General features: G+C 71.8%; 8 protein-coding genes. 5 read left to right on the forward strand and 3 right to left on the reverse strand.

Annotated elements, in window-relative coordinates; genetic code table 11:
* Positions 1-16: 16 nt before the first annotated feature.
* Both AYO52_RS19005 and AYO52_RS19010 read right to left on the reverse strand, forming a co-directional pair.
* Positions 17-1,195 (reverse strand): ABC transporter ATP-binding protein, encoded by a 1,179-nt coding sequence (locus tag AYO52_RS19005; protein WP_067719100.1) that lies wholly within the window; start codon positions 1,193-1,195, stop codon positions 17-19.
* Positions 1,192-1,836, reverse strand: coding sequence for an ABC transporter permease (locus tag AYO52_RS19010; RefSeq protein ID WP_067719103.1), 645 nt, complete (start codon positions 1,834-1,836; stop codon positions 1,192-1,194). Before AYO52_RS19010 ends, AYO52_RS19005 begins: the two co-directional genes overlap by 4 nt.
* A 133-nt stretch (positions 1,837-1,969) precedes the next feature.
* Between AYO52_RS19010 and AYO52_RS15145 the strand changes: the two genes are divergently transcribed.
* Genes AYO52_RS15145 through AYO52_RS15155 form a run of 3 tightly spaced genes read left to right on the forward strand, consistent with a single transcriptional unit; the run spans position 1,970 to position 4,280 of the window.
* Positions 1,970-2,860 (forward strand): inositol monophosphatase family protein, encoded by an 891-nt coding sequence (locus AYO52_RS15145; protein ID WP_067719105.1) that lies wholly within the window; start codon positions 1,970-1,972, stop codon positions 2,858-2,860.
* Positions 2,857-3,558, forward strand: a complete 702-nt coding sequence (locus tag AYO52_RS15150) for an alpha-ketoglutarate-dependent dioxygenase AlkB (RefSeq protein WP_067719108.1) — start codon at positions 2,857-2,859, stop codon at positions 3,556-3,558. Before AYO52_RS15145 ends, AYO52_RS15150 begins: the two co-directional genes overlap by 4 nt.
* Positions 3,555-4,280: an APA family fibronectin-binding glycoprotein gene (locus tag AYO52_RS15155; protein ID WP_067719110.1), complete on the forward strand. Its 726-nt coding sequence runs from the start codon at positions 3,555-3,557 to the stop codon at positions 4,278-4,280. The genes AYO52_RS15150 and AYO52_RS15155 overlap by 4 nt, the downstream gene beginning before the upstream one ends.
* A 7-nt stretch (positions 4,281-4,287) precedes the next feature.
* Here AYO52_RS15155 and AYO52_RS15160 read toward each other — a convergent pair whose 3' ends face one another.
* Positions 4,288-5,067, reverse strand: coding sequence for a PIG-L deacetylase family protein (locus AYO52_RS15160; RefSeq protein ID WP_082924063.1), 780 nt, complete (start codon positions 5,065-5,067; stop codon positions 4,288-4,290).
* 111 nt (positions 5,068-5,178) lie between these two features.
* Between AYO52_RS15160 and AYO52_RS15165 the strand changes: the two genes are divergently transcribed.
* Positions 5,179-6,336 (forward strand): acyl-CoA dehydrogenase family protein, encoded by a 1,158-nt coding sequence (locus AYO52_RS15165; protein WP_067719112.1) that lies wholly within the window; start codon positions 5,179-5,181, stop codon positions 6,334-6,336.
* Entirely contained in the window at positions 6,333-7,469 is a 1,137-nt protein-coding gene (locus AYO52_RS15170; protein WP_067719116.1) for an ArsO family NAD(P)H-dependent flavin-containing monooxygenase, read from the forward strand. The genes AYO52_RS15165 and AYO52_RS15170 overlap by 4 nt, the downstream gene beginning before the upstream one ends.
* The last annotated feature ends 419 nt before the right edge of the window (positions 7,470-7,888 follow it).

Raw genomic sequence — 7,888 nt, forward strand, 5'->3', positions numbered from 1 at the left:
GCCGTGGCGGGGGCGCTCACGGCGCCACGTCCTGCTCGGCGAGGCCCTCGTCGTTGTGCCGGTGGTGGATACGCCGCAACTCGGCGACCAGGTCGTCGATCCCGATGGTGCCGCAGTAGGCCCCGTCCCGGTCCACGACCACCGTGGTGGCGCTCGCCGTGGACAGCAGTCCGTCCAGCGCCTCCTGCAGCGAGGAGTCGACCGTCACGGTGCCGGTGATCGGCAACCCGCCCGAGCCCAGGTCCGGCATTCGCGACACCCGGTCCCCGCGCACCCAGCGCAGGGGGCGGCCGGCGTCGTCGAGCACCACGGCCCACTCGTCGCTGGTTCCGCGCAACCGGGCCGCGAAATCGGTCGGGCTCTCGGAGGCCCTCGCCGTCGTCGCCCCTTGCAGTTCCACGTCCCCCACGCGCCGGAGGGTCAGTGTCTTCAGCGCGGCGTCGTCGCCGACGAACCCGCTCACCGTCTCGTCGGCGGGGTTGGTGAGGATCGCCTCCGGGGTGTCGAACTGCAGCACCGACGATCCGGGGCCGAGCACCGCGATCCGGTCTCCGAGCTTGACCGCCTCCGAGAAGTCGTGGGTGACGAAGACGATGGTCTTGCGTAGCTCGTCCTGCAGCCGCACGAGCTCGTCCTGCAGCGACGCGCGCGTGATGGGGTCGACCGCCCCGAACGGCTCGTCCATGAGCAGCACCGGCGGGTCCGCGGCCAGCGCCCGGGCCACGCCGACGCGCTGCTGCTGACCACCGGAGAGCTGCGCGGGGTAGCGGTCGCGGTAGTCCGACGGGTCCAGGCCGACCAGCTCCAGCATCTGGTCCACCCTCTCGGCGATGCGCGACTTTTTCCACTTGAGCAGCCGCGGCACGGTGGCGACGTTCTGCGCGACCGTCATGTGCGGGAACAGTCCGGAGGCCTGGATGGCGTAACCGATGCTGCGGCGCAGGGTGTCGGCGTCGAGGGTCCGGTTGTCCTCGCCGTCGATCGTGATCGTGCCGGAGGTGGGCTCGATGAGGCGGTTGATCATCCGCATCGTGGTGGTCTTGCCGCAGCCGGACGGGCCCACGAACACGGTGGTCCGCCCGGCCGGCAGTTCGAGCGAGACGTGGTCCACCGCCGGGCGCTCCTGCCCGGGGTAGACCTTGGTGACGTCGTCCAGCACGATCGGCACGCCGGAGACGGGTTCTGAGGTGCTCACTGGTTCCCCCTGATGGTGAGACGTCCGAGCAGGACGAGGAGCGCGTCGAGGACGAGCGCGAGGACAACGATGAGCACGGTCGCGGTGAGCGCCATCGGCAGCGCGGTGGGCGTGCCGACCCGGGACAGGGCCGCGAAGATGAGGTTCCCCAGCCCCGGGCCCTTGGCGTACGCGGCGATGGCGAGGATGCCCATCGACATCTGGGTGGAGATGCGGATCCCGGCGAGGATGGACGGCCACGCCAGCGGGATCTCGACCCGGCCCAGCACCCCGATCCGGCTCATCCCCACCCCGCGGGCGGCGTCGACGGTCGCCGCGGGCACGGCGTCCAGGCCGACGATGGTGTTGCGCAGGATCGGGAGCACCGCGTAGATCACCAGTGCGGTCATGGTGGGCAGCACGCCCAGGCCGAGGACCGGGATGAGCAGGCCGAGCAGCGCGAACGACGGGACGGTCAGGGCGGTGGCGGCCAGGCCGGTGGCGATCGCGGACCCCGACCGACTGCGGTACACGGCCACCCCGAGCGCGACCGAGAGCAGCGTCGCGATGAGCACCGCCTGCACGGTGGCGCTGATGTGCTGCCACGAGTCCGTCGCGAGTTGGAAGCGGCGGGTGGAGATGAAGTCCATCAGGGCGGTCATCGCATCTCGGCTCCGTCCGTGGGTGGTGCGTTCCGTGTTCGGGTGCGCCCACGGTAGCCGTATCGGCGGGCATAGAGGGCGCACATGCGCCGATCCGTCGGGACGGTGGCGGGGCGTGGTGCACCATGGGGGCATGACGTCACGGCCCGCACGCCCCCTGGATCACGACCTGACCGAGCGCCTCGACGAGCTCCTCGCCGCCAGTGGCCGCATCGCCCGCCGGCACTTCCACGGTGACCTCGAGTCGTTGGCCGCCGCGGACAAGAACGGCGTGGCAGGCGACGGCGGGAACGGCGACGGCCGGGCCGGGAACGGCGCGACGGACGGGCGCTACGACCCGGTGACCGAGGCCGACCGCGCGATCGAGGCGCTGCTGCGGGCGGGGATCTCGAACGTCTACCCGGGCGACCGGATCGTGGGGGAGGAGAACGGCGAGACCGGGCCGGCCGGCGCCGCCCGGACCTGGTACCTGGACCCGATCGACGGCACCAAGGCGTTCATGACGGGCATGGCCGGGTGGGGCACGCTCGTCGGTGTGGTGGAGGACGGCCGCGCCGTGGCCGGGTGGATGGACCAGCCGGTCCTGGGCGAGACCTTCGCGGCGGTGCACGGCCGCGCCACCGTGCGGCGCCGCTCCGACGGTCCGGGCGCGATCGACCTGCGCGCGTCGGGGTGCACGGAGCTGTCCGAGGCGATCATGTACACCACCCACCCGTCGATGTTCGGTGACGACGGCGAGGTGCGCAGCCGCTACGACGAGCTCGGCCGCCGGGTCCGCCTGCAGCGCTTCGGCGGGGACTGCTACGCCTACTGCATGCTCGCCGCGGGGCGTGTCGATCTGGTCGTGGAGGCCGACCTGAACTCGTACGACATCGTGGCGCTGATCCCGATCATCGAGGCCGCGGGCGGCGTGATCACCGGCCCGGACGGCCGCCAGCCGCTCGAGGGCGGCACGGTCGTGGCGGCCGCGACCCCGGAGCTGGCGGAGCAGGCGTGGGCGGTGCTGGGCACGGACCTGGAGTGACCGAGCCGCTCTTCGGCGTCGACCGCGAGCCCACCATCCTGGGTCCCGGCGCCGTGCACGTGCCCGACTGGCTGAGCCGCGAGCAGCAGGAGTTCCTCCTCCGGGCGTGCGTGGACTGGGCCGCGATGCGCGTGCCTCGCTCGATCGTGCTGCCGGGCGGGGGCCGGATGTCGGTGCGCACGTTCAGCCTGGGGCGCCACTGGGTGCCGTACCGGTACGACGACGACGAGGTGGTCCCGCCGGTCCCGGACTGGCTGGTGCGGGCGGCGCGGAACGGGCTCGCGGCGGCAGCGGCGGTGGAGCCGGTGGTCGCGGGGTCGGCCGACCGGACCCCCGACCCCGTCCCCGCCTACACCCCGGACACCGCCCTGGTGAACCTCTACGGCCGTGGATCCACGATGGGCCTGCACCAGGACCGCGACGAGGCGAGCACGGCACCCGTCGTCTCGCTGAGCCTGGGTGATGCGTGCACGTTCCGCTTCGGGACCCCGGAGCACCGCGGGCGCCCGTACACCGACGTGCGCCTGGAGTCGGGCGACCTCGTGGTGTTCGGCGGGCCGTCGCGGATGGCCTTTCACGGCGTCCCGAAGGTCTTCGACGGCACCGCCCCGGCGTGGTGCCGCGAGGTGCTGGGCGCGGAGCCGGGGAGGGTCAACATCACGCTGCGGGAAACCCGGCCGCCTACGCTGGGCGGATGACGTCAGGGCAGAACCCGTCCGCCGGCCGGAGCCGGATCATTCTCGTGGTGGCGCTCGTCGCCGTCCTGGCGGTGGTCGCCGCGGTCGTGACGGTGGTCGTCTCGTCGGCGACGTACTCCCCGGGGGTGCGCACCCTGTCCCCGAAGATCCAGGTGGCGGCGGGTTCCGATCACGTGGATCCCTACGCAGGCCTGGTGATCCGCGTCCCCGAGGGGTGGCGCGCGGAGTCGGGGGAGCTGGTCTTCGGCAGTACCGTCATGAGTCCGGTCGCGGCTGCCGACGATCCGAGCCGCTCGGACGGCGTCGTGTTGGTGGGGCAGCTCACCGAGGACCTGTTCGACCCGGAGAACCCGGACAACCAGCTCGCGGCGCTCGCACTGGTCAACGGGATGGGTCAGTTCCTGCTCCCCGTCCCGGGGCGGCCGGTCGAGGAGCGGATCGAACCGCTCTCCACGCGCGTCGGCGACGGCTGGTCGGTGTCGTTCCGGGTGCTCCCCACGGTCCCACAGGACATCATCGGCCCGGAGGGCGCGCTGGTGTACTCGGCGGTCGTCGGCGAGGGCGCGCAGCGCTTCTGGCTGACCTACGTCAGTCGTCCGGGCGACGGCACCATGGCGTCGCCGCACGCGGAGTGGGCGGACGAGATCGTCGAGCGTCTGCGGCCCTCCGAGGCGTACTACGCGCCACTGGGCCCGGGGGAATCGACCGCCGAACCGGCCTGAGGCCGGCTCAGGGCCGCATGCGCCGAAAGCCCACCACCGGGTTCCCGTCCGCGAGTCCCTCACGCGACGCGCACACGGTCTCGACCTGCGCCCGCGCCTGGTCCCGCACCGGCGTCTCCGGGTCGAGCACCGACAGGTACTCGGAGTGCTCGGCCAGCGCGTCGACGGCCGGCTCGACGAAACCCTTCACGTCGACGTAGTGCGTCATCTCGGGCGAGGACTCGAACCACATCTGCGGACGCCCCTCCGCGGCGTCCACCCCGACCGCGGCGACCAGGTCGTCGTACGCGGCCCCCACGGCCGCGCCGAACTCCATGTGATCGCGCGGGTTGGGCATCCCCGGCCCGAACTCCTCACCGGAGTACAGGGAGATGACGACGTCCGGGCGATGGCGGCGGATCGCGTCGGCCACCGCGTCGCGCAGTTCGGCGTTGTTGACGATCCGACTGTCCGGGAAACCGAGGAACTCCACCTCGTCCACTCCGACGATCGCCGACGACCGTCGCTGTTCCTCCTCCCGGATCGGCCCGGCGATCGCCGGCGCCATCCCCTCGATGCCCGCCTCGCCGCTGGAGGCCAGGACGTAGACGATGCTGCGGCCCTCGGCCGTCCAGCGCGCCACCGCGGCGGACATCCCGTACTCGGGGTCGTCGGGGTGCGCGACCAGGACCAGCCCCCGGGTCCAGTCGGTGGGGAACGCCTCGGGCACGGAATGGCCCGAGGATGCCGGGGTGGTGGCCTTCTCGGGCTGGGCTGCGTTCTCTGGCCGGTCCGGGGAATCGTTCATGACCCGAGTATGGCCCTCCTCGGTGCTCGCGTGCCCGCCGTCGCCGGAACGGGCCCACGTAAACTTGCCGCGAACCTCATCGTCGTCGTCGTCCCCTCATGGAGGCCCCCAGTGTCCGCACTCTTCCCCGACTACCGCCCCACCTGGGAGACCGACGACCACCGGCTGCTCCGCGAGCACGCCCGCGCGTTCTTCGCCAAGGAGATGACGCCCAACCAGGAGAAGTGGTCCACACAGAAGCACGTGGACCGCGAGACCTGGCTGCGCACCGGCGAGGCCGGCCTCATCTGCCTCGACGTGCCCGAGGAGTTCGGCGGCCAGGGCGGCGACCCGGGCATGGAGTACCTCGTCACCGAGGAGCTCGTCCACTCCGGCGACACCGCCTTCGGAATGGGCGTCGGCTCCACCATCACCCCGCACTACGTGGCGAACTACGCCACGGAGGAGCAGAAGCGCGAGTGGCTGCCGAAGATCTGCTCGGGTGAGTGGATCTCCGCCATCGCCATGACCGAGCCCGGCGCCGGGTCCGACCTGCAGGGCGTGCGCACCACCGCCAAGCGGGACGGCGACCACTACGTCATCAACGGCTCCAAGACCTTCATCTCCAACGGTGGCTCCGCCGACTTCGTGGTGGTGGTGGCCAAGACCGACCTCGACGCCGGCCACAAGGGCATGGCCCTGTTCGCCGTCGAGGCCTCGACGCCGGGCTTCGAGCGTGGCCGCGTGCTGGAGAAGATGGGCCGCCACGGCGCGGACACCGCCGAGCTGTTCTTCAACGACATGCGCGTGCCCGCCGCCAACCTCCTCGGTGGCGAGGAGGGGCAGGGCTTCTACCAGCTCATGAACCAGCTCCCGCGCGAGCGCCTGGCGATCGCCGTGGACGCGCTGGCCATGGCCGAGGCCGCCGTCATCGAGACGCTCGAGTACGTCCGCGAGCGGCAGGCGTTCGGCAAGCCGATCCTGGATTTCCAGAACACCCGCTTCGAGCTGGCGCACTGTAAGACCCAGGTCATGGCCACCCGCACGTTCGTCGACCACTGCATCTCCCGGGAGATCGCAGGGGAGCTCGACGCCGTCACCGCGTCGATGGCCAAGCTCCAGGCGACCGACATGCTCGACGACGTGGTCGACCGCTGCCTCCAGCTGTTCGGCGGCTACGGCTACATGATGGAGTACCCCATCGCGCAGAAGTTCGCCGGTGCCCGCGTCATGCGGATCTACGGGGGCACGAACGAGATCATGAAGGAGGTCATCGGTCGGGCGCTGTGATCCACCGCGACGTCGTGGTGATCGGCGGGGGCCAGGCGGGCCTCGCGGCCGGCTTCTATCTCCGCCGCGCCGGCGCGGACTTCGAGATCCTCGACGCCTCGAACGAGCCCGGCGGCGCGTGGCCGCACACGTGGCCGTCCCTGCGGTTGTTCTCGCCCGCCGACTTCTCGTCCCTGCCGGGCCGCCGCATGCCCCGCACCGACGACGGCGCCAATCCCGACGCGGCCCACGTCGTGGACTACCTGCGCGGTTACGAGGAGTACTACGACCTCCCCGTGCGGCGCGGGGTGACGGTGGTCGCCGTGGAGCGGCCGGGAGCGGGGCGAGAGGGTGGCTACGCCGCCAACAGCAACGACGACCACGACGACCACGACGACAACCACGACGACGACCATGACGACGACGAGGTGTTTCTCATCCGGGCCGCTGACGGTCGCTCGTGGCGCGCGCGGGCGGTCATCAGTGCGACCGGTACCTATCGACGCCCCTTCGTCCCCACCTATCCGGGCGCCGCCGACTTCCGTGGCCGGCAGCTGCACAGCGCCGCCTACCGGGGCCCGTCGGACCTCGAGGGCAGGCGCGTCGTGGTGGTCGGTGGCGCGAACTCCGGCGCCCAGATCGCCGCTGACCTCGCCCGGCCACTCGCCGACTCCGGCGGGTCGCTGACCTGGTGCACAACCGGCCCACCCCGCTACCTGCCCGACGATGTCGACGGCCGCGAACTCTTCCGCGTCGCCAACGCGGCCATCCGGGGCGTGGGAGAGTCCGGCGGCGGCATCGCCGAGCTGGGCGACATCGTCGTGGTGCCGCCGGTCCGCGCGGCCCGTGACGCCGGCCTCCTGGAGGCGACGCCGATGTTCGAGCGGTTCACCGCGGCCGGTGTGGAGTGGTCGGACGGTCGACGCGAGCCGGTCGACGCGGTGATCTGGTGCACCGGCTTCCGGCCGGCGTTGGGTCACTTGCGGGGGTTGCTGCCGCGTCGCGACGGACGGGTCGACACGAGTGGCGTCGAGGTGCCGGGCGTCCCGGGACTGTTCCTGCTCGGCTACGGCGACTGGTGCGGGGCGGCGTCGGCGACCCTTATCGGGGTGGGGCAGTGGGCGAAGGCGGCGGTGGCTGCGTCGCTGGGGTGAGCACGACGGTCCCGCGTGTTCTCGGCTGGGGCTATTTGATGATGTGTGACCCTTGCCTGTTCGAATGTGCGTGCGTATCATAGAACACAGATTCGACACCAGGTAGCCAGACGGTCAGGGGGTGGAGCACATGGGCGGAAACGCAGACACCGCGGCCGGTGGCCCGTCCCCATCCCCGTCCGGTGGCTCGCCCTCGTTTGGTGGCGGCTCCGGTTCCGCGGCGCCCGTGTCGCTGTCGGGGTTGCGGGCGGCGGCGCGGGAGGGGTGGATGGGCGAGAATCGTGCGGTGGCGCGCCGGTTCGTGGCCTGTTACGAGTTGTTTGTCGAATGCCAGCGTCGGGAGGAGTCCGGGGCGGGCGGCGGTGAGTGTCCGCCCGGTCATGCGGTGCTCGATCCGATCGATGTCGCGGCGGGGTACG

This window comes from Dietzia sp. 111N12-1 (assembly GCF_001658045.1).
GTDB lineage: Bacteria > Actinomycetota > Actinomycetes > Mycobacteriales > Mycobacteriaceae > Dietzia > Dietzia kunjamensis.